At 60.0% G+C, this 20,375-nt stretch carries 21 protein-coding genes; 16 read left to right on the top strand and 5 right to left on the bottom strand.

The genetic code is table 11. The annotated features are described in order from the left end of the window. The first annotated feature begins 76 nt into the window (after positions 1-76). The 6 genes from TG4357_RS14230 (at position 77) to TG4357_RS14205 (ending at position 5,908) form a co-directional block, all read left to right on the top strand. Positions 77-1,033, top strand: a complete 957-nt coding sequence (locus TG4357_RS14230; RefSeq protein ID WP_058263573.1) for an aspartate carbamoyltransferase catalytic subunit — start codon at positions 77-79, stop codon at positions 1,031-1,033. Beyond that, positions 1,030-1,602, top strand: a complete 573-nt coding sequence (locus tag TG4357_RS14225; protein ID WP_058263572.1) for a hypothetical protein — start codon at positions 1,030-1,032, stop codon at positions 1,600-1,602. The genes TG4357_RS14230 and TG4357_RS14225 overlap by 4 nt, the downstream gene beginning before the upstream one ends. Before the next feature lie 8 nt (positions 1,603-1,610). After that, entirely contained in the window at positions 1,611-2,039 is a 429-nt protein-coding gene (locus TG4357_RS14220; protein ID WP_058263929.1) for a hypothetical protein, read from the top strand. A 172-nt stretch (positions 2,040-2,211) separates the two neighbouring features. Then, on the top strand, positions 2,212-3,492 hold the full coding sequence (pyrC, locus tag TG4357_RS14215; protein ID WP_058263571.1) for a dihydroorotase: 1,281 nt from the start codon (positions 2,212-2,214) through the stop codon (positions 3,490-3,492). Beyond that, a complete protein-coding gene (gene plsY / locus TG4357_RS14210; protein ID WP_058263570.1) occupies positions 3,492-4,097 on the top strand; it encodes a glycerol-3-phosphate 1-O-acyltransferase PlsY in 606 nt (201 codons plus the stop codon). Before pyrC ends, plsY begins: the two co-directional genes overlap by 1 nt. Before the next feature lie 254 nt (positions 4,098-4,351). After that, positions 4,352-5,908, top strand: coding sequence for a PhoX family protein (locus TG4357_RS14205; RefSeq protein ID WP_058263569.1), 1,557 nt, complete (start codon positions 4,352-4,354; stop codon positions 5,906-5,908). Between the two features lie 126 nt (positions 5,909-6,034). Here TG4357_RS14205 and TG4357_RS14200 read toward each other — a convergent pair whose 3' ends face one another. Genes TG4357_RS14200 through TG4357_RS14185 form a run of 4 tightly spaced genes read right to left on the bottom strand, consistent with a single transcriptional unit; the run spans position 6,035 to position 9,314 of the window. Continuing rightward, positions 6,035-7,408 carry a glutamate--cysteine ligase gene (locus TG4357_RS14200; protein WP_058263568.1) on the bottom strand — a complete coding sequence of 458 codons (1,374 nt, stop codon included), beginning with the start codon at positions 7,406-7,408 and terminating at the stop codon, positions 6,035-6,037. A gap of 60 nt (positions 7,409-7,468) precedes the next feature. After that, entirely contained in the window at positions 7,469-7,984 is a 516-nt protein-coding gene (locus TG4357_RS14195) for a hypothetical protein (RefSeq protein ID WP_058263567.1), read from the bottom strand. Next, complete coding sequence (locus TG4357_RS14190) at positions 7,981-8,595, bottom strand: hypothetical protein (RefSeq protein WP_058263566.1); 615 nt, start codon at positions 8,593-8,595, stop codon at positions 7,981-7,983. The genes TG4357_RS14195 and TG4357_RS14190 overlap by 4 nt, the downstream gene beginning before the upstream one ends. Further along, positions 8,595-9,314, bottom strand: coding sequence for a 16S rRNA (uracil(1498)-N(3))-methyltransferase (locus TG4357_RS14185; RefSeq protein ID WP_058263565.1), 720 nt, complete (start codon positions 9,312-9,314; stop codon positions 8,595-8,597). Before TG4357_RS14185 ends, TG4357_RS14190 begins: the two co-directional genes overlap by 1 nt. Before the next feature lie 12 nt (positions 9,315-9,326). On the opposite strand from TG4357_RS14185, the gene ubiA reads away from it, so the two are divergent. The 3 genes from ubiA to TG4357_RS14170 all read left to right on the top strand — a co-directional run bounded on the left by ubiA (position 9,327) and on the right by TG4357_RS14170 (position 12,659). Then, positions 9,327-10,298 (top strand): 4-hydroxybenzoate octaprenyltransferase, encoded by a 972-nt coding sequence (gene ubiA, locus TG4357_RS14180; protein ID WP_058263564.1) that lies wholly within the window; start codon positions 9,327-9,329, stop codon positions 10,296-10,298. Positions 10,299-10,360: 62 nt separating this feature from the next. Then, entirely contained in the window at positions 10,361-12,340 is a 1,980-nt protein-coding gene (locus TG4357_RS14175) for an OmpA family protein (protein ID WP_058263563.1), read from the top strand. Then, a complete protein-coding gene (locus TG4357_RS14170) occupies positions 12,333-12,659 on the top strand; it encodes a hypothetical protein (protein WP_058263562.1) in 327 nt (108 codons plus the stop codon). The genes TG4357_RS14175 and TG4357_RS14170 overlap by 8 nt, the downstream gene beginning before the upstream one ends. A gap of 12 nt (positions 12,660-12,671) precedes the next feature. Here TG4357_RS14170 and hpaR read toward each other — a convergent pair whose 3' ends face one another. Then, positions 12,672-13,121, bottom strand: coding sequence for a homoprotocatechuate degradation operon regulator HpaR (hpaR, locus tag TG4357_RS14165; RefSeq protein WP_058263928.1), 450 nt, complete (start codon positions 13,119-13,121; stop codon positions 12,672-12,674). 105 nt (positions 13,122-13,226) lie between these two features. Between hpaR and TG4357_RS14160 the strand changes: the two genes are divergently transcribed. The 7 genes from TG4357_RS14160 (at position 13,227) to TG4357_RS14130 (ending at position 20,328) form a co-directional block, all read left to right on the top strand. After that, a complete protein-coding gene (locus TG4357_RS14160) occupies positions 13,227-13,610 on the top strand; it encodes a 5-carboxymethyl-2-hydroxymuconate Delta-isomerase (RefSeq protein ID WP_058263561.1) in 384 nt (127 codons plus the stop codon). A 3-nt stretch (positions 13,611-13,613) separates the two neighbouring features. Next, complete coding sequence (gene hpaE / locus TG4357_RS14155) at positions 13,614-15,125, top strand: 5-carboxymethyl-2-hydroxymuconate semialdehyde dehydrogenase (protein ID WP_058263560.1); 1,512 nt, start codon at positions 13,614-13,616, stop codon at positions 15,123-15,125. Between the two features lie 47 nt (positions 15,126-15,172). Continuing rightward, entirely contained in the window at positions 15,173-16,024 is an 852-nt protein-coding gene (gene hpaD / locus TG4357_RS14150) for a 3,4-dihydroxyphenylacetate 2,3-dioxygenase (RefSeq protein WP_058263559.1), read from the top strand. Positions 16,025-16,049: 25 nt separating this feature from the next. Then, a complete protein-coding gene (gene hpaD / locus TG4357_RS14145) occupies positions 16,050-17,030 on the top strand; it encodes a 3,4-dihydroxyphenylacetate 2,3-dioxygenase (protein ID WP_058263558.1) in 981 nt (326 codons plus the stop codon). Between the two features lie 65 nt (positions 17,031-17,095). Then, entirely contained in the window at positions 17,096-17,953 is an 858-nt protein-coding gene (locus tag TG4357_RS14140) for a fumarylacetoacetate hydrolase family protein (RefSeq protein ID WP_058263557.1), read from the top strand. Continuing rightward, positions 17,950-18,750, top strand: coding sequence for a 2-oxo-hept-4-ene-1,7-dioate hydratase (gene hpaH, locus TG4357_RS14135; protein ID WP_058263556.1), 801 nt, complete (start codon positions 17,950-17,952; stop codon positions 18,748-18,750). The genes TG4357_RS14140 and hpaH overlap by 4 nt, the downstream gene beginning before the upstream one ends. Before the next feature lie 177 nt (positions 18,751-18,927). Beyond that, the gene (locus TG4357_RS14130) at positions 18,928-20,328 is read left to right on the top strand and encodes an FAD-binding oxidoreductase (protein WP_058263555.1); all 1,401 of its coding nucleotides are present in this window, start codon (positions 18,928-18,930) and stop codon (positions 20,326-20,328) included. The last annotated feature ends 47 nt before the right edge of the window (positions 20,329-20,375 follow it).

Raw genomic sequence — 20,375 nt, 5'->3', positions numbered from 1 at the left:
CCAAGATGAAACGCAAAGGCTTGCGGGGAAAGAGGCGGTTTTTTATAAGCGGGGCAATGCCGCCATGGAGGGATCGATGACATTCACGCAGAAGCATCTTCTGGGGATCGAACCCTTGCACCCGTCGGAAATCACCGCAGTGATGGATCTGGCCGATCAATATGTCGCTTTGAACCGACGCGAGGTGAAGCGATCCGACGCATTGGCCGGACTGACCCAGATCAACATGTTTTTCGAAAATTCAACCCGTACCCAAGCCAGTTTCGAACTGGCCGGTATGCGGTTGGGCGCGGATGTGATGAACATGGCAATGCAGGCCAGTTCGATCAAGAAAGGTGAAACGCTGATCGATACCGCGCTGACGCTGAACGCGATGCACCCCGATCTGCTGGTGGTGCGGCACCCGCATTCTGGCGCGGTGGACCTGCTGGCGCAGAAGGTCAACTGCGCCGTGCTGAACGCGGGCGACGGGCGGCACGAACACCCCACCCAGGCGTTGCTGGACGCGCTGACGATCCGCCGGGCCAAGGGGCGGTTGCACCGGTTGAACATCGCAATCTGCGGTGACATCGCCCATTCGCGCGTGGCGCGGTCGAACCTGATCCTGCTGGGCAAGATGGAAAACCGGGTGCGGCTGGTCGGCCCGCCCACCTTGATGCCTGCCCAGATCGACCAGTTCGGGGTCGAGGTTTACCACGACATGGAAGAAGGGCTGAAAGACGTGGACGTAGTGATGATGCTGCGGCTTCAGAAGGAACGGATGGATGGCGGTTTCATCCCGTCCGAACGCGAATATTACCATCGCTACGGGCTGGATGCCGAAAAGCTGGCGGTGGCGAAGCCCGACGCGATCGTGATGCACCCCGGGCCGATGAATCGTGGCGTGGAAATCGATGGCACCATCGCCGACGATATCAACCGGTCGGTGATCCAGGAACAGGTTGAAATGGGCGTGGCGGTGCGGATGGCGGCGATGGATCTGCTGGCGCGTAACCTGCGCGACGCGCGGGCCGGGAAAGAGGTGATGGCGTGATCGACCCGCTGCAGGTCCGGCCCGATGAAGGCAAGGGGTTGCGGCTTTTTTCCTTGGACGTGGACCGGGCGGAACGGGAACGATTGCAGAAGATCCTGCAAGCTGCCGAACCGGGTTTGGCGGCGGGACGGTTGGCCGACCTGTTGGGGGTCAAGGCGGTGGATGCCACCCGGATCGAAATCTTTCATACCGAGGATCTGTCGGGGTTCGGTCTGTTCAACTATCTGGTCAAGGCCAACGGATTGCCCGAAGCCGCACTGGACCATGACCGCGCCCGGATCGACGCATTTCAGGGCACAGTGATGATTCTCTTTTCACGCGCCTTTCACGATCAGCATGTCACGCTGGCCCCAGCCGCGCATGTCAGCCTGATCGGGGCTTGGGACGAGGAACCACCCGAATTGGAATTCACCCCGCTGCGCAGCCGGGCCGCCGTTGGCACGGGCGCCCAAATGACGGTTGATCCGGCCGCGACCCCGACGCTGCCGCGCTGGTTCTGGGGGGCAATATTGTTCGTCGCTCTGGCCATTGCTGCCATAATCGCAGGCCTGAAAGGAACGTTCGGATGATCCCAACGATGACACCGACAACACCGCTGAATTCCGCCGAAACCGTCGTTCACAGCTTCCTTCCCGACCGCGGGGCCTATTGGCGCGATCACGCCTGGATGGCGGCAGGCGCAATGACGCTGGGCATGACCATCCTGTGGGCCGTCGGCAATCCGCATGAATGGACTGGCGCGGTGGGCGGTTTGGCCGCAATCGCGGTGCGGGCCTTCTATCTGGCCTCGGACGAATTGAACGCCCGCTGGGACATGACCGAAACCCGGCTGCTGGGGCCGCAGGGACGCAATCTGCGGCTGACCGACATCAAACATATCCGCACGCTGGGCAGCGCGGTACAATTGATCACCCATTCAGGCGACAAGCATATGTTGAAATTTCAGGCCAACCGCGACGACACTATCGCGCGGATTGAACGCGCCCAGATCGGAGGCTGGAGTTGACCGGCTGGGAGATTCCCTCCGGCCCCGAAAAAGAGGTGATCTGGCTGGGGCGTCCAAGGTTTGATGCGCGGCATCCCATGCGTCCCTCGGTCGAAGCCAACACCACACTCCCCCTCCCTTCTCTACCCAACTCCGGCTATACCCGCCGCATTGTTGCCCAAGGAAGCCTGCTATGACGACGTTGCTTTTCACCGATGTCCACCTGATCGACCCCGAAGCTGGTGCCGTGACCCATGGAGCACTTTTGGTCAAAGATGGCGTGATTGCCGGTCATGGTGCCGAACTGTCGGTGCCCGAAGATGCTCAGGTGATCGACGGCCACGGCAAATATCTTGCCCCCGGCATTGTCGATATCGGGGTCAAGGTCTGCGAACCGGGCGAACGCCATAAGGAAAGCTTCAAATCCGCCGGTCAGGCGGCGGCGGCTGGCGGCGTCACCACGATGGTCACCCGCCCCGATACCGCACCGGCCATCGACAGCCCCGAAACATTGGAATTCGTCACCCGCCGCGCCAACGAAGTCGCACCGGTCAACGTGGTGCCGATGGCGGCGCTGACCAAGGGCCGCCAGGGCCGCGAAATGACCGAAATCGGCTTCCTGCTCGATGCCGGGGCGGTCGCCTTTACCGATTGCGATCATGTCATCAGCGACAACAAGGTTCTGTCGCGTGCGCTCAGCTATGCCCGCAGCCTGAATGCCCTGGTCATGGGCCATCCGCAGGATCCGGGCCTGTCCGAAGGCGCGGCGGTCACCAGCGGCAAATTCGCCTCGCTACGCGGGCTTCCGGCGGTGTCGCCGATGGCCGAACGGATGGGGATCGACCGCGATATCGCGCTACTGGAAATGACCGGGGCGAAATATCATTTCGACCAGATCACCACCGCCCGCGCCCTGCCCGCACTGGAGCGGGCCAAGAAGAACGGACTGGATGTCACCGCCGGAACCTCGATCCATCACCTGACGCTGAATGAATTCGACGTCGCCGATTACCGCACCTTCTTCAAGGTCAAGCCACCGCTGCGCTCCGAGGATGATCGGATCGCCATCGTCGAGGCGCTGCGCCACGGGTTGATCGATACCATCAGTTCCTTTCACACCCCGCAAGACGAAGAAAGCAAACGGCTGCCCTATGAGGAAGCCGCCAGCGGTGCGGTCGGGTTGGAAACCCTGCTACCCGCTGCGTTGCGGCTGTATCATTCCGGCGATCTGACCCTGCCGCAACTGTTCCGCGCCATGGCGCTCAATCCGGCAAAACGGTTTGGTCTGCCTGGTGGTCGGCTCGGCAATGGCGCCCCGGCCGATCTGGTGTTGTTCGACCCAGACGCGCCGTTCATTCTGGACCGGTTCACGCTGCACTCGAAATCCAAGAACACACCGTTTGACGGCCAGCGAATGCAGGGCAAGGTGTTGGCGACCTATGTTGGCGGCGTTGCGGTGTTTGGGGGAAACTGATGCCTGATCTGACCTCCTCCGCATCGCTGCTGCTGCTCTGGGCGCTGATCGGCTACGGGCTCGGTTCGATCCCGTTTGGCCTGCTGTTGGCCAAGGGGATGGGTCTGGGCAATCTGCGCCAGATCGGGTCTGGCAATATCGGGGCCACCAATGTGCTGCGCACCGGTAATAAACCCGCCGCCGCGCTGACGCTTCTGCTCGATGGTGGCAAAGGTGCCGCCGCCGTGGGGCTGGCACGCATTTTTGCCACCGAAGACGCGGCGCAACTTGCCGGGCTCGCCGCCTTTATCGGCCATTGTTTCCCGGTCTGGCTCAAATTCAAAGGTGGCAAGGGGGTCGCCACGTTCCTTGGCCTGCTGCTGGCTCTGGCTTGGCCGGTCGGTCTTGCCTCCTGTGCCACATGGGCCGTCACCGCGCGGGTCACTCGAATTTCGTCCTTCGCGGCGCTGGTGGCTGCCGCACTCTGCACGATCTGGATGTTGGTACTGGGAGCAGGCACCGCGATGCTTTTGGGGGCTGTGCTGACGATACTTATCTTCTGGACACACCGCACCAATATCACCCGGCTGCGCGCCGGAACGGAGCCAAAAATCGGCCAAAAATAACATCCTCTTGCTGAAAATTTTCCGGGACTGTCTACATCGGGCGTAGCAGATCAAGCGTCGTCGGACATACGGTGATTATTGTGTCCTCGCACCTAACGGTGCTCGCCCCTCCCTCTACCATGCTCTATTTTCAATCGAAAAATCGTATTCTTTTTTTCATATCTGTCACAACACCGTTACGATCTGACGTTTATCAAGGCGCGTTTCGTCCTGGCATTCAGCCGAGACTTATTCCTTCACTTGGGAGATGCTCCATGAATACCCGTAGCGTAGCCGCCGCGATCATCCTTCTCGGCACCACCGCCATCGCTTCGACCGCCGCCGCAAACAACCTGACCCGCGTCGCCACCGTGCCGCTGGAAGCGGAGATCACTGGCCTGTTCGAACACGGCCCCGACCTGTTTTTCAACGTTCAGCACCCCAAGAAGGACCTTGGCAACAAGTTCTCCCGCGCAACTGTTGGCGTGATCTCGAACGTCAACTGGGCGGCCACGGAACAGGCCGTTCCGACAGATGAAGCCGGCAAATCGACTGTTCTGTCTACCTTGGGCGACTATCAGGCCCTGCTGCAGGAAGGCGATGTGGGCGTGATCAAGTCGAAGGGCGGCAAGCACCTGCTGGCGTCCAATGATCCCGACTTCAACGGCTTCCTGCCCACCGGCGCCAATCAGGGCTATTTGTTCACCAACTGGGAAAATCGTCCCGGCGGCATGTCGCGCGCGCTGCTGACCCGCGGCAACGACGGCAACTGGTCGGCCGATAAGAACCGGGTCACCATGCTGGACTTCTCGGCCGTCAACGGCACTTGGGTAAATTGCTTCGGCACCATGTCGCCCTGGAACACCCCGCTGAGCTCGGAAGAGCTGTATTTCGATGATACCGCCGATTGGAACAATCCTGAATACAAGTATATCGACGATATCAAAGTCCTGGCCGCGTATCTGGAAGGGACTTATCCGAACCCCTATGACTACGGCTACAACGTCGAAATCACCGACCCCACGGGCAAAGCCAAGCCGGTCAAGCATTTCGCAATGGGCCGCTTCAGCCACGAAAACGCCGTTGTCATGCCTGACAACAAGACCGTCTACATGTCCGACGACGGCACCGGCACCGTCTTCTACAAGTTCGTGGCAGACACTGCGGGCGACCTGAGCGCGGGCACGCTTTACGCCGCCAAGGCCACCCAGATGGACAAAGCCGGCGCACCAAGCGCCGACACTTCGCTACAAATTTCCTGGATCGAACTGGCGCACGGATCGGACTCTGAAATCGCTGGCTGGGTCCGTAACTATGACGGCATCGGATTGGACGATTACAAGGCTGGTGAAACCAACTACATCTCCGACGCGAACGTGGCTGCTTGGGCGGCCGGTGACGCGGCTGACAACCGAGTGGCTTTTTTTGAATCGCGCCGGGCAGCCGTGATCAAAGGTGCAACCGGCGAATTCCGCAAGATGGAAGGCGTGAACATCAACTATGCCGGCGCAGCCGATGGGTCGGTGCCCTATATGTACATGGCAATGTCGTCGATCGACAAAACCATGTCGGATGGCAAAGGGGATATCGATCTGGCCGAGAACAAGTGTGGCGTCGTCTACGAAATGAAGCTGGACGCGAATTTCAACATCAGCAAGATGATTCCGGCGGTTTCAGGGCACGGTTACAACAAAGAAAACAAGCCGAACGCCTGCCCGATCGATTCGATCTCGAACCCTGACAACGTTCTGGTGCGCGCCGACGGGTCGGTGGTGATCGGAGAAGATACCGGCAACCACGAAAACAACGCGATCTGGATTTATAAGCGTTAATCGATCATCCTAGAATAAATGAAGGGGGGCCAATGGCCCCCCTTTTTTTGCCGACAAACCCGTTTCGTGCACCAGCAGGACAGCCCCCAGAAGGGATCGCCATGCGTGCTGGACGCCCCCCCCTGTTCAGTAGCTGTAGTCTTTGTAGATCCGGCTTAGATCGCCGTTCCAATCGCCATGATAGTGTTCCAGCAATTCGTCGGCCGGGGTTTTGCCGGTTTCGATACTGTCTTCCAGCGCGTGCAGGAAGTGTCGTTCATCCTGTACCATGCCCCCCAAACCGGGGCGCGCCCGCGCTTTCAGCCCGGCGCGTGAAATATCCAGAACCTCGGCGGCCAGATCGATCATCCGGCGGCCGCCAACAATCGCCTGCAAGCCGCGCACGCTGGCCTCAACCCGCCAGGCTTCGCGGGTTTCCGCATCCCAATGTTTCACCATATCCCAAGCCGCATCGAGCGAAGCCTGATCATACATCAACCCGACCCAAAACGCCGGCAAGGCGCAGATCCGGCGCCACGGACCGCCATCGGCGCCACGCATTTCCATATACTGCTTGATCCGCGCTTCGGGGAAAATCGTGGTCAGGTGATCAGCCCAGTCGCTGAATGTCGGGGTTTCCCCCGGCATCGCGGGCAATTCCCCCTTCAGGAAATCGCGGAACGACTGGCCGAGAGCATCGATATACTTGCCGTCGCGGTAAACGAAATACATCGGCACGTCCAAAGCGTAATCGACGTAACGTTCGAACCCGAACCCGTCTTCGAACACAAAGGGCAGCATGCCGGTGCGTGCTGCGTCAAGATCGCGCCAGACTCGCGAACGCCAGCTTTTATGACCGTTTTCTTTGCCCTCAAAGAAAGGCGAATTGGCAAACAGGGCGGTCGCCACCGGCTGCAGCGCCAGAGCCACCCGGAATTTCTGGACCATGTCGGCCTCGGAGCCGAAATCGAGGTTCACCTGCACGGTGCAGGTCCGGTACATCATGGATTTACCCATGGTCCCGACCTTGTCCATATAAGAAGTCATCAACTTGTAGCGCCCCTTGGGCATCACCGGCATGTCTTCATGGTTCCAGACCGGCGCGGCCCCCAGCCCGATGAAGCCGACGCCGATCTTGTCGGCGATATCCTTGACTTCGCGCAGGTGGGTATTCACCTCGTCGCAGGTCTGGTGGATGGTGCAAAGCGGTGCGCCCGACAGTTCAAGCTGTCCGCCCGGTTCCAGCGACACATTCGCGCCGTCCTTTTCCAGCCCGATCAATTTGCCAGCTTCTTCCACCGGAGCCCAGCCGTGGCTGTCACGCAACCCTTCAAGCACGGCCAGAACCGATCGTTTGCCTTCGTAGGGGATCGGTTGCAGCGAGTCTTTGCAATATCCAAATTTTTCGTGCTCGGTCCCGATACGCCAATCTTCGGTATCGGGTTTGCAACCTGCGGCAAGATATTCAGCCAGCTGGTCGCGATGTTCGATCGGCCCGCCGCCGGATTGGGGAATAGACATGTCTGGCTCCGCTCTTTCTTGCCTTAGGTCCGGCAGAATTGAGGGCAATTCCTGGCAAAGTCAATGCAACCGGCGCATCTCGGAATGCCAGACCAGCACATCTTCCGAAGGCGGATGCTTCAGCGCTTTCAGCAGCGCCTGCATATTCAGGCCCGGCAGGGTGGCAAAGACATCGTAAAGCGCCTCTGCCCCCTCGGCGTTCACGGGAATGTTAAGCGGCGTGGTATCCTGCGCCAGCAAAAACCACGCCAACCCGCCATCATCGCGCCGGATCAACCGCACCGCAACCAACCCCGGTACCGCCAGCGAGCCGCCGACCATCGGTCCGAAATAGCTGATCCGACCTTCGTCCACCTCGACGATGCCGGCCCCCCCCATACCGACGCGGAACCGCGCCCGCCGAACTGCCAAAAACACCCAGAACGCACCAAGAGCCGCGATGAAATATCCCAGCCATTGCAGAAGCCCGAAAGAGGTCAGCGCCCAGTAAAGCCCCAGCAGACTCAGCGCCAACGCGACCAGCGCCTCGCGCCAGCGGTTCAACTGGGTTGCGGCTTCGGGGCGCAGGAAGCTCATGCGAGACCTTTTTTTTCATTGTTGCGCCAATCGTAGGGCGCGCGAATTCTTTCGAACTGCATGTTGGTGAAGTCGCGGATCAATCGTCCCTCATTGGCATCTTCAGTCAGTTCGTAGAGCCGCCCGCCTTTCGCAGCGAAGCGCCGGGGTGAATAGAAACTGGCGCACAACGAACGAGGGTCGACCGTGTCCGAGGCAATCCGGCGAAGCTCCGGCGCGCGCCCGATAATGTCCCGGTTATCATCGCTCGTCCTGATCACATAATCCGTGTTCGAAACGAAATACCCCCCGCCGCCCCAAGTGTCGCCCTGCGGATAGAGCGCGAGCGCGGTAAAATACGGCGGTCGGCTAATTGCGGTATAGCTACCCGCAGAGGCGTCCTTCCACCGGTTGTTGAGCTGAAAATAAATGAAATACCGCCCATCTGGTGATAGGTCACATCGATCCAAGTAGACCTTGTGTTTGGTCCACTGGCCATCAATGAAACTGTCGTCACGCCGATCCCAAAAGATCATACGGGTGTGCTTTGAGGGTCCTTGGCGAAGGATGACCGAAACCGGCGCCTCGGCGGCATCATAGATATGCAACCGAACCTGCGCTTCTTGTGCCATCACCAATCCCCCAAGGCCTGTTGCCACACGGTCATCGCTGCCACCGCGGCGGTGTCGGCGCGCAGGATGCGCGGGCCGAGGCTGACCACATGGGCGAAGGGCAGATCGTGCAGCCGCTTGCGTTCAGCTTCGGAAAACCCGCCTTCGGGACCGATCAGAATGGCCCAGGGACCGCTGTCAGCTTCACCCAACACCTTGCCCGCACCAACCTCGGCCTCGTCGCAGAACATCAACTGGCGGTCTTGCGGCCAGTCGGTCAGCAGCCGGTCGAGCTTCTGCAAGTCGGTCACTTCGGGCACGAAAGTGCCGCCGCATTGTTCCGCCGCTTCGACCGCATGGGCCTGTAACCGGTCCTGCCGGATGCGTTCGGAATTGGTGAAATCGGTCTGTACCGGAATGATCCTGGCGGCGCCCATTTCGGCAGCTTTTTCAACGATGAAATCGGTGCGTGCCTTCTTGATCGGCGCAAAGATCAGCCACAGGTCGGGCGGCATCTGCAACGGCTTGGTCTGCTCAAGACATGCCAGCGCCCCGCCGCGCTTGCCCGCCTCCGTCACCTCGGCGCGCCATTCGCCGTCGCGCCCGTTGAACAGAGCAATTTGTGCGCCGATCTGCTGCCGCATTACCCCGAACAGGTAGTGCGCCTGATCGCGGTCCAGGGGAATGGTTTGCCCCTGCCCCAGCGGATGATCTACATAGAGGCGGATCTTCATTGTCATGGACCTATTCATATGCCGCAGAATCCCCAGATGCCAGAGCCCGCAGGCCAGGTTTCCGACGCTGTACGCGGGAATTGGGTGGATCACCTTGCCCCGGCCTGGTCGCGTCCCTATCTGCGGCTGTCGCGGGCCGACCGGCCGATCGGAACATGGCTGTTGCTGCTACCCTGCTGGTGGGGGCTGGGGCTGGCAATCTTGCATGACGGTCAACCCCGGCTGGTGGATCTGTGGATCTTCGTCGGCTGCGGTTTCGGCGCTTGGTTGATGCGCGGCGCGGGCTGCACTTGGAACGATATCACCGACCGCAACATCGACGGCAGCGTCGAACGCACACGGTCGCGCCCGATCCCGTCCGGTCAGGTCAGCGTGAAACAGGCTGCCGCCTATATGGCGCTGCAAGCCCTGATCGCCTTTGCGATTCTGCTGACCTTCAACCGCGCCGCCATCGTGATGGGCATCATCGCGCTGATTCCGGTGGCGATTTATCCTTTCGCCAAACGGTTCACTTGGTGGCCGCAGGTATTTCTGGGCCTTGCGTTCAACTGGGGGGCTTTGCTGGCTTGGGTGGCGCATACCGGATCACTGCACCCGGCCGCCGTGGTGCTGTATCTTTGCGGAATCGCCTGGACGTTGTTTTACGACACCATCTATGCCCATCAGGACAAGGAAGACGATGCGCTGATCGGGGTGAAATCGACCGCGCGGCTATTTGCAGACCAAACGCCGCAATGGTTGAAACGCTTTCTGGTGCTAGCCGTCGTCCTTATGACGGTGGCCGTTCTGCTGGCGATGGCGGGGCGGAGCGGGTCGCCTTTTGCGGTGCTGTTGGCGCTGCTGGGGCCTTGGGCGTTTGGGGCGCATATGGTATGGCAATTGCGTCAACTGAACACCGAAGATCACGCGATTTGTCTGAAACTTTTTCGGGCCAACCGTGATGCCGGATTGATCCCCTTGCTGTTTTTCGCCGGTGCCGCCTTCGTGTGATTGCACAATGTATCCAGCACGCCTAAACAACTGGACAAGCTTAACATACCTGCCGGGGCCCTATGCGACTGTCTTCGCTTTTTCTTACCACCGCGCCGTTTGCAATTGCCGCAGTTCTAGGACTGGTGGTCGCCCAAAGCGTGGCCGACGTGATCGAAGACAGTTCCGAGCTTTCCATACGCAATAGTTTGGATGATCACGGGCTGGTTTGGGCCGAAGTTCACGCCAATGGGCTGCAAGTGTTCCTTTCCGGTATGGCCCCGTCCGAAGCGCAGCGGTTCAAAGCGCTTTCCACCGCCGGCGGTGTAGTCGACGCAGCGCGTGTGATCGACGCAATGAAAGTGGTCGACAGCGCCTCGATCAAACCGCCACGGTTTTCCATCGAAATCCTGCGCAATGACAGCGGCATTTCCCTGATCGGCCTGGTCCCGACGGAAATGGACCGCGAAAAGCTGGTTGCCAATGTCAAGTCGATTGCCGGAAGCGCCCCGGTTTCGGACCTGTTGCAGACCGCCGATTACGACACCCCTGAAAGTTGGGTCGACAGCGTCGATTATGCGATCAAGGCACTGCGGAAGCTGCCACGTTCGAAGATTTCTGTCGAAGCCGGTGCCATCACCGTGCACGCCATGACCGATAGCGCCGACGCCAAGCGCAGCCTGGAACGCGACCTGTCGCGCTCGGCCGGTCACGACTTGAAACTGGCGCTGGATATTTCCGCACCACGTCCGGTGATCACCCCCTTCACCCTGCGGTTCCTGATAGAAGACGGAACCGCCCGCTTTGATGCCTGTTCAGCGTCGGATGCAAAGGGTCAGAAACGTATTCTGGCCGCTGCGCAAACCGCCGGGTTGCAAGGCGAGGCCACCTGTACCATTGGTCTGGGCGTTCCTTCGCCACGCTGGGCCGAAGCGGTTGAACTAGCAATTGCGGCGGTGGCCGAACTGGGGGGCGGATCTGTTACATTTGCGGATGCCGATATCACCCTTGCCGCGCCGGAAGGTACCAATCAGGCACTGTTTGATCGGGTGGTTGGGGAATTGGAAAATTCCCTACCCGATCTGTTCGCACTGCACCCGGCATTGCCCAAACCCAAAACGGTCGAAAGCGGCGGAACTCCGGAGTTCACCGCCACCCTGTCGCCCGAAGGTCAAGTACAATTGCGCGGGCGGCTGAGCGATGAACTCTCCCGCTCTGCCACTGACAGCTATGCCAAGGCGCGGTTCGGATCGGATTCAGTCTATGTCGCCGCGCGGCTGGATGACACTTTACCGGGCAGTTGGCCGATGCGGGTGCTGGCCGGGTTGGAAGCCCTGTCGCATTTGTCCAACGGCGTCGCCACGGTGACACCCGACATGATCGCGATTTCCGGCAAGACCGGCAAACCTGATGCCAGCGCCGAAATTTCCCGCCTGCTGGTCGACAAGCTGGGCGAAAATACGCAATTCGACATCCATGTCGAATATCTGGAAAAGCTTGATCCCGTCGCGTCGATCCCGACGCCCGAGGAATGCGAATTCGAGATTAGCGAAATCCTGAAAACCCGGAAAATCAATTTCGAACCTGGTTCGGACACGCCTGATGCAGACGCGCAGGGGGTGTTGAATGACATTGCCGAAATCCTGAAACTATGCGGCGAAATCCGCATGGAAGTCGGGGGGCATACCGACAGTCAGGGCCGCGAAAGCATGAACGAAGCGCTTAGTCAGTTACGGGCGCAAGCCGTGCTGAATGCGCTGCGCGAACGGCGGGTTCTGACTTCGACCTTCGCGGCCAGGGGCTATGGCGAATCCATGCCGGTGGCCAGCAATGAAACCGAAGAAGGTCGCGACGCCAACCGCCGGATCGAATTCAAGCTGATCCGCCCCGAACCGACAGCGATCGAAACCGAAACCACGCTTGAAATCATCGCCAGTGAAGCCGCCGAAAACAACGACGGCAACGCTGTTGAAGAAGAAACCGGTGACACCACCACGGACGCCCCCGAGGATGAAGCCGCCATCGAGGCCGGGGCAGCCGAAGAAGGAACCCAGAATGAATAGAACCGAGTTCATCATTGCCACAGCTGTCATTTTGTTCGTGGCCTTCTGCATGGGCTGGTTCGCCTATTGGCTGCTCCACAAATTCACCCGTGTGTCCAAAGCGGATATCGGCGAATTGGAACGCATGGCGCAGGAACTGCACGAAGCGGAAGAAACCCGCGATCAGGCGATCACCTACATGCAGCAACGTGAAGCCGAGCTGACCAATCAGCTGGCCCAGACCGAAGCGGAACTGTCGGCCACGATGGATGGGTTGCGCGAAGCACGGCATGAAGCCGAAGAATTGCGCTCTTACATCGAAAAACAAAATGCGGGCTGATCCGGCCCGCGGCTATGACGGGGTGTGCCGGTCCAGCTGATCCAGCTCGTTCAGCAGATCCAGCAGCGCATCCAGCTTATCCTGCCCGAATTCGTCCCGAAGCCACGCCGTCAGACGTTGGCTTTCTTCCATATTGTCCAAGATAAGCTGCCGTCCGGATTTGGAAATCGAAATCTGCTGTTTGCGCCGGTCTGTCGGATGCGGTTCGCGCAGAATCAAGTTCTTGCCTTCCAGCGTCTGCAGGATCCGGGTCAGCGATGGCAGCAACAGGCAGGACCGGTCAGCGATTTCGGTCGGGTCCAGCGTCCCCATTTCATCCAACACCCGTAACACGCGCCATTGCTGTTCGGTGACACCAGCATTGGACAGCATGTTCCGGATCGGCCCCATCACCTTTTCCCGTGCCCGCAGCAGCGCAATCGGCAGGGATCGATTCGTTTCGGTCGGTCTTGGCTGGTTCATACCCATAACCTTGTTTGCCCTCGTTTTTGCGAATGGGCAAGATGGAGGGTTGACGCAGGCTTATCTTTGTATTTAACATGTTAATTATATTGAAGGGAAGGTAGCATGGCACATTTCGCAATCGACTATTCCGCCAATCTGGAACAGGCGGTGGATTGGCCCGTGCTGTGCGATTTAATCCGGCGCGCGGCGATTGACACCGGTGTGTTTCCCATGGCCGGGGTCCGGGTCCGGGCCTTTCGCGCCGATCATGTCAGCATCGCCGATGGCAATCCCGAACACGGCTATATCGATATTTCCATTCGGTTGCGTGCGGGCCGCACGCTGGAGGTGCGCAAACGCGCCACGACCGAAATATTCGCGGCCATCGAAACCTACCTGAACCCGTTAATGGCGACCCGCTCCATCGCGTTGTCGCTGGAAATGCGTGACATCGATCCCGATCTCGCGCCCAAAACCGGCACCATCCGCGATCATCTGAAAGGCTGACCCATGTCCGATCTGCACGCCAATATCGAAAAACTGAACGGCTATCTGGCCCGTTTCCGCGACACCGGTGTACTGAACCGGATCGCGGGAAAGGATGAACCCGCGCAAAGCGGCGCGACCTTTGAAAATCATTCGCCGGTGGATGAAACCTTGATCTGCAACGTTGCAAAATCCGGTACTGCCGATATCGATGCGGCGGCACAGGCCGCCAAGGCCGCGTTCCCGGCTTGGCGCGACATGGCCGCGACCGAGCGCAAGAAAATCCTGCACAAGATCGCCGACGGAATTGTCGAACGGGCCGAGGAAATCGCATTCTGCGAATGCTGGGACACCGGTCAGGCGCTGCGTTTCATGTCCAAGGCGGCGCTGCGCGGGGCGGAGAATTTCCGCTTCTTCGCCGAGCGTGCGCTGACCGCCCGCGATGGTCAGCACCTAGTGTCGCCCACGTTGATGAACATTACCACCCGGGTGCCCATCGGTCCGGTCGGTGTGATCACCCCGTGGAACACGCCCTTCATGTTATCGACCTGGAAAATCGCCCCGGCGTTGGCGGCCGGGTGCACGGTGGTCCATAAACCGGCCGAATTCAGCCCCGTCACTGCCCGCATCCTGATGGAAATCGCCGAACAGGCTGGTCTGCCGACGGGCGTGTGGAACCTCGTCAACGGCTTTGGTGAAGACGCCGGCCGCGCGCTGACCGAACATCCCGATATCAAGGCCATCGCTTTTGTCGGGGAATCGAAAACCGGCTCGATGATCATGAAACAGGGGGCTGACACGCTGAAGCGGGTGCATTTCGAACTGGGCGGCAAGAACCCGGTGATTGTCTTTGACGACGCCGATCTGGACCGCGCTTTGGATGCCGCAATTTTCATGATCTATTCGCTGAACGGTGAGCGCTGCACTTCGTCTTCGCGGTTGTTGCTGCAATCAAGCATTGCCAAAGAGTTCACCGCCAAACTGATCGAACGAGTAAATCGGATCAAGGTTGGCCATCCGCTGGATCCGACGACCGAAATCGGGCCGCTGATCCACCAGACCCATTTCGACAAGGTTTGTTCCTATTTCGACATTGCCAAATCCGATGGCGCCACCGTTGCGGCAGGCGGCGCGGCGCTGGATCAGCCAGGCTATTACGTGCGCCCGACGCTGTTCACGCAAGCAAAAAGCGACATGCGCATCGCGCAGGAAGAAATCTTTGGCCCGGTCCTAACCGCGATCCAGTTCGACACCGAAGATCAGGCGCTGGAAATTGCAAATGGTGTTGAATATGGCCTGACCGGCTATGTCTGGACTAACGACTTGACCCGCGCATTGCGCTTCACCAACAGTCTTGAAGCGGGAATGATCTGGGTCAACAGTGAAAACGTTCGCCACCTGCCCACCCCCTTCGGCGGCGTCAAGGCCAGCGGTATCGGCCGCGACGGCGGCGACTGGTCGTTTGAATTCTACATGGAACAGAAACATATCGGACTGGCCACCGGCCAGCACGCCATTCCCCGACTGGGGGCCTGATCCCCACCGGGGTAACGCGCGACAGTTTCTTCAAGGAGGAGAAGAAAATGGGAGAAATCGTTCTGGCCGCCAAGATGACCCATGTCCCGACCATGCTGATGTCGGAACAGGAAGGCCCGATCAAAGGCAAGCGGCAAGCCGCCATCGACGGCCATCGTGAAATCGCGCGGCGCGCCAAGGCGCTTGGTGCCGACACGGTGGTGATCTGCGACACCCATTGGGTGATCAATGCTGGGTTTCACATCAACGCCAACAGCCGGTTCGAGGGGGTGTTCACCTCGAACGAATTCCCGCAATTCATTCAGGATTTGCCCTACGGCTATGATGGCAATCCCGAATTAGGGGACGCCATCGCCAAAGCGGCCAGCGACATGGGGGCCTTTACCCTGTCGCATCACCTCGACAGTCTGGAACTGGAATATGGTACGCTGGTGCCGATGCGTTTCATGAGCCGTGAACATGACATGAAGGTGGTATCGATCGCCGCCTGGTGTACCGTGCATGGTCACGACGAGAGCCGGATCGTCGGCGAAGCCATCCGTACCGCGGTCGAAGCCAGCGACAACAAGGTATTGCTGGTCGCCAGCGGCAGCCTGTCTCACAAGATCTGGGCCAACAAGGACTATGCCGCCAATAACGGCACCTTCACCATCAGTTCCGAATTCAACCGGCAGATGGACCTGCATGTGCTGGACATGTGGCAGCGCGGCGATCACGCGACGTTTCTGAAGATGCTGGGCGATTATGCGCAATTCTGCTGCGGCGAAGGGGCGATGCATGACACCGCGATGCTTTACGGCGCGCTTGGCTGGGACCAGTATGATGGTAAATGCGAGGTGGTGACCGACTATTTCCCCAGTTCCGGCACCGGCCAGACCAACGTGATCTTCCCGGTGTGACAACCGGCCCCGAAGGAAAGCAACAATGCCCATTCCCGCCCCGAACCTTTACCCGGCCTTCAATATCGTTCGACTAAGCCATGTCGAACTGATGGTCACCGATCTGGCCGCCAGCCGGGCATTCTATGTCGATACGCTGGGCCTGCAAGTCACTGACGAGGACGATCAAGTGATCTATCTGCGTGCGATGGAAGAACGCGGCCATCACTGCATGATCCTGCGCAAGGGCGGCACGCCGGAAGTCAATTCCCTGTCCTACAAGCTCTATTCCGAAGACGATCTGGACAAGGCCCGGGATTGGTTCGCAGCCAAAGGCCTGCCGGTGGAGTGGGTCACCCGCCCCTATCAGGGCCGCACATTGCGCACCACAGACCTGTTCGGATCGCCGATGGAGTTCTATTTCAAGATGGACCGGTTGCAGCCGATCCATCAGAAATACGCGCTTTATCACGGGGTCAAGCCGCTGCGCATCGACCATTTCAACTGCTTCAGCCCCGATGTGGACGAAAGCGTCGCCTTCTATAACGAAATGGGCTTCCGCGTCACCGAATACACCGAGGACGAGGAAAGCGGCAACCTGTGGGCCGCCTGGATGCATCGGAAGGGCGGCATCCACGACATCGCCTTCACCAATGGCCGTGGCCCGCGACTGCATCACACCGCGTTTTGGGTGCCGACACCGTTGAATATCATCGACCTGCTCGATCTGATGAGCACCACCGGGTACCTGAGCAATATCGAACGCGGACCGGGGCGGCATGGGATTTCCAATGCCTTCTTCCTCTATATCCTCGACCCGGACGGGCACCGGATTGAGATATACTGTTCGGATTATCAGACCGTGGACCCGGATCTGGAACCGATCAAATGGGACCTGACTGACCCACAGCGGCAGACCCTGTGGGGCGCGCCAGCGCCCAAAAGCTGGTTCGAGCATGGCAGCGCGTTTGCTGGGGTCGACAGTCGGGATTCGAAGATGAAGGCGCAGCCGATCATCGCACCCTAGGCGCAGGTGCCGGGGCGGCACGCCTCCGGCGGGAGTATTTCGGGAACAATGAAAGGATAGCTGGGATGAAGTTTGCAACGGTCCACGCTGAAGGAATGCAGCTTTACGGCGCGGTGGTCGCGGAAGGGTTCATTGCACTGTCGCCCGATTTCCCCGATTGGCCCAGCTTGCGCGAAGTGATCGCGGCCGGTGGGTTAGCCCGACTGGGCGAAGCGGCGGCGGGCCGCGCGGTGTCTCATCCGAATGGGACTTTCCGCTATGAGATCCCGGTGCCGAACCCGGAAAAGATCATCTGCGTCGGGGTGAATTTCCCCGACCGCAACGCCGAATACAAAGACGGAACGGCACAGCCCAAGCATATGTCGCTGTTCCCGCGTTTCGCGCGCAGTTTCACCGGCCATGATCGCCCGCTGATCCGGCCGCCGGAAAACCACACGCTGGATTACGAAGGCGAGGTCGCCGTGGTAATCGGCAAACCCGGGCGGCGGATCGCATCTGAAAACGCATATGATCACATCGCTGCGCTGACGCTGTGCAACGAGGGCACCATCCGCGATTGGGTGCGCCACGCCAAATTCAACGTCACCCAAGGCAAGAACTGGGACAATTCCGGCGCGATCGGGCCGTGGCTGGTGCCCTTCACCGATGCCGCGCAGCTGGACGAGGCGCGAATCCAGACGCGGGTGAATGGCGAGCTGCGCCAAGACGATGAACTGTCCCGCATGATGTTCCCGATCCGCGAGGAAATCGCCTATATCAGCACCTTCACCACGCTGGTGCCGGGCGACATCATCATTACCGGCACCCCAACCGGCGCCGGTGCGCGGTTCGACCCGCCGCGGTATCTGAAACCGGGCGACCTGGTCGAGGTAGAAGCGACCGGCATCGGAACCTTGCGCAACACGGTGGAGGATGAGGCGTGACACCGGAAGAGCATGAAGCTGCTGCCGCCGCTTTATGGCAGGCCGAACAGAGCGGCCGCCAGATCGGGCTGTTGTCGCTGCAATATCCGGGCATGACGATGGACGATGCCTATGCCGTTCAGGCCGCATTGGTCACGGCCCGACGGGACGCAGGGCGGAACGTGATCGGCTGGAAGATCGGGCTGACCTCAAAAGCGATGCAGCAGGCGTTGAATATCGACATTCCCGACAGCGGCGTGTTGATGGACGACATGCTGTTCGAAACCGGCAGCACGGTGCCCGCGGACCGTTTCATCCAGCCCCGCGTCGAAGCCGAGGTCGCTTTCGTGATGAAGTCTCCCCTGGCCGGTGGGAACGTAACGCGCGACGACGTGATCGCTGCCACCGATTATGTCATGCCGTCGCTGGAAATCCTCGACACCCGCATTTTGCGGGCCGATCCCGTGACCGGGCAAGCGCGGATCATCACCGACACGATTTCCGACAATGCTGCCAATGCCGGGCTGGTTCTGGGCCGCACCCGCCACGCGGTCGATGCCTTTGACCTGCGTTGGGTCGGCGCCATTGTCAGCCGCGACGGTGAGGTAGAAGAAACGGGCCTGGGCGCGGGCGTGCAGAACGATCCGGTCGAAGGCATTGTCTGGTTGGCGCGGCGGATGGATCAATATGGCCAGCGGATCGAAGCTGGCCAGGTGATCCTGTCCGGCAGCTTCATCCGCCCCTTAGAGGCGCCCTCGGGTTGCTTGATCGAGGCCGATTTCGACACCTTCGGACAGGTGTCGGTCGGCTTTGCCTGAGCAGATCCGGCGCACCGTGGCTAGGCACTAGGAAGAAAGGGGCGCTGTCCCCTCTTGTCTTTCGGTTAATTCACCTCTGGGGTATTTTGGGCCCGGTGAAAGCGGAAACAAGGCGTCAAAGCCTTGCCATTATGGGCGGTTTTGCGTCATTTGGCAGAACCTTGAGGGAGGACGAAGATGATCGAAGAACTGCGCGCAATCTTGGGCGAACCCCATGTACTGACCGGGGCCGACCTGACTTCTTGGTCGCAGGACTGGACCGGAACCTATCAATTCAATCCGCTTGCCGTCCTGCGCCCAGCCAACACCGGCGAGGTGGCGCAGATCATCAAATGGGCCAACCGGACAGGCACCGCAATCGTACCGGTATCGGGCAATACCGGACTGTCCGGCGGCACCAAAGCCGATGGTGCGATGATGCTGTCGCTTGACCGGATGAACGAGATCCGCGAAATCCGCCCAGAATCCCGCATCGCCATCGTCGAGGCGGGCGTTATCCTGTCCAACCTGCACGACGCCGCCGAGGCGGAGGACCTGATTTTCCCGCTGACCTTCGGCGCCAAGGGATCGGCGATGATCGGCGGTTGCCTGTCGACCAATGCGGGCGGGTCCAACGTGCTGCGCTACGGCAATACCCGCGATCTGGTGCTGGGGATCGAGGCGGTTTTGCCCAACGGCGAGATCATGGAAATCATGAGCGAACTGCACAAGGACAATTCCGGCTACAACCTGAAACACCTGCTGATCGGGGCCGAGGGGACGCTGGGTATTATCACCGCCGCCGTTTTGAAGCTGCACCCAAAGCCGCGCGCCTATGCCACCGCGATGGTGGCCGTGCCTTCCCTGCCCGACGCGTTGGTGCTGCTGAACCGGCTGCAACAGGAAACCGGCGGCGCGGTCGAGGCCTTTGAATACATGCCGCGCAAGCATATCGAGGTCTATAGCCAGATCAAACCGGACGCCCGCGAACCCTTCGAGGCCCCGCAGGAGATCAATATCCTGGTCGAGGTCGGCGCCTCCGCGCCGCGCGATTGCACACCCGGCCCCGATGGGCAGGTGCCGATTGCCGCCTATCTGGAAGAGGTGTTGGCGGGCATGTTCGAACAAGGCATGCTGCTGGATGCGGTGGTGGCGCAGAACGAAGCGCAGCGGCGCGAAATGTGGGAACGCCGCGAAGCCGCCGCCGAGATCGCCATGTCGCGCCGCCCGGTCATCGTCAACGACATCGCGGTACCGCTGGACAAGGTCGCACCCTTCCTTGAGCGGATGGAACAGGTGCTGCCCAAGGTCGATTCTGGCGCCGAACCGATCATCGTATCGCATCTGGGCGATGGCAATGTGCATTACACCGTCTGGCCCGCCAGCCAAGACCCGCAGGTGCATGACGCGATCATGGAAGCGGTCGAGGACGAAGTACTGGCGATGGGTGGCAGTTTCTCCGCCGAGCATGGGATCGGCACCTCGAAGCTGCCTTCAATGCGGCGGCGCAAAAATCCGGTGGCGTTGCAAGCGATGCAGGCGATCAAGGCGGCGCTTGATCCCAACGGCATTCTGAACCCCGGCAAGATGCTGCCCTGACGGGCGGATTTGGCCTTCCGAAGATAGTTATGTCTTGTTACAAACCG

This window comes from Thalassovita gelatinovora (assembly GCF_001458355.1).
Classification (GTDB): Bacteria; Pseudomonadota; Alphaproteobacteria; order Rhodobacterales; family Rhodobacteraceae; genus Thalassobius; species Thalassobius gelatinovorus.
The sequence above is the reverse complement of the archived record's forward strand: the minus strand, read 5'-3'. Positions and strand labels throughout refer to the sequence as shown.

Excerpts from the sequence above, each read along its gene's own strand:
- pyrC (WP_058263571.1), top strand. The coding sequence starts at position 2,212 with ATGACGACGTTGCTTTTCACCGATGTCCACCTGATCGACCCCGAAGCT.
- TG4357_RS14230 (WP_058263573.1), top strand. The coding sequence starts at position 77 with ATGACATTCACGCAGAAGCATCTTCTGGGGATCGAACCCTTGCACCCG.
- TG4357_RS14195 (WP_058263567.1), bottom strand. The coding sequence starts at position 7,984 with ATGAGCTTCCTGCGCCCCGAAGCCGCAACCCAGTTGAACCGCTGGCGC.
- TG4357_RS14140 (WP_058263557.1), top strand. The coding sequence starts at position 17,096 with ATGAAGTTTGCAACGGTCCACGCTGAAGGAATGCAGCTTTACGGCGCG.
- ubiA (WP_058263564.1), top strand. The coding sequence starts at position 9,327 with ATGCCGCAGAATCCCCAGATGCCAGAGCCCGCAGGCCAGGTTTCCGAC.
- plsY (WP_058263570.1), top strand. The coding sequence starts at position 3,492 with ATGCCTGATCTGACCTCCTCCGCATCGCTGCTGCTGCTCTGGGCGCTG.
- hpaD (WP_058263559.1), top strand. The coding sequence starts at position 15,173 with ATGGGAGAAATCGTTCTGGCCGCCAAGATGACCCATGTCCCGACCATG.
- TG4357_RS14205 (WP_058263569.1), top strand. The coding sequence starts at position 4,352 with ATGAATACCCGTAGCGTAGCCGCCGCGATCATCCTTCTCGGCACCACC.
- TG4357_RS14200 (WP_058263568.1), bottom strand. The coding sequence starts at position 7,408 with ATGTCTATTCCCCAATCCGGCGGCGGGCCGATCGAACATCGCGACCAG.
- hpaR (WP_058263928.1), bottom strand. The coding sequence starts at position 13,121 with ATGAACCAGCCAAGACCGACCGAAACGAATCGATCCCTGCCGATTGCG.
- TG4357_RS14175 (WP_058263563.1), top strand. The coding sequence starts at position 10,361 with ATGCGACTGTCTTCGCTTTTTCTTACCACCGCGCCGTTTGCAATTGCC.
- hpaE (WP_058263560.1), top strand. The coding sequence starts at position 13,614 with ATGTCCGATCTGCACGCCAATATCGAAAAACTGAACGGCTATCTGGCC.
- TG4357_RS14190 (WP_058263566.1), bottom strand. The coding sequence starts at position 8,595 with ATGGCACAAGAAGCGCAGGTTCGGTTGCATATCTATGATGCCGCCGAG.
- TG4357_RS14220 (WP_058263929.1), top strand. The coding sequence starts at position 1,611 with ATGACACCGACAACACCGCTGAATTCCGCCGAAACCGTCGTTCACAGC.
- TG4357_RS14185 (WP_058263565.1), bottom strand. The coding sequence starts at position 9,314 with ATGACAATGAAGATCCGCCTCTATGTAGATCATCCGCTGGGGCAGGGG.
- TG4357_RS14170 (WP_058263562.1), top strand. The coding sequence starts at position 12,333 with ATGAATAGAACCGAGTTCATCATTGCCACAGCTGTCATTTTGTTCGTG.
- TG4357_RS14160 (WP_058263561.1), top strand. The coding sequence starts at position 13,227 with ATGGCACATTTCGCAATCGACTATTCCGCCAATCTGGAACAGGCGGTG.
- TG4357_RS14130 (WP_058263555.1), top strand. The coding sequence starts at position 18,928 with ATGATCGAAGAACTGCGCGCAATCTTGGGCGAACCCCATGTACTGACC.
- hpaD (WP_058263558.1), top strand. The coding sequence starts at position 16,050 with ATGCCCATTCCCGCCCCGAACCTTTACCCGGCCTTCAATATCGTTCGA.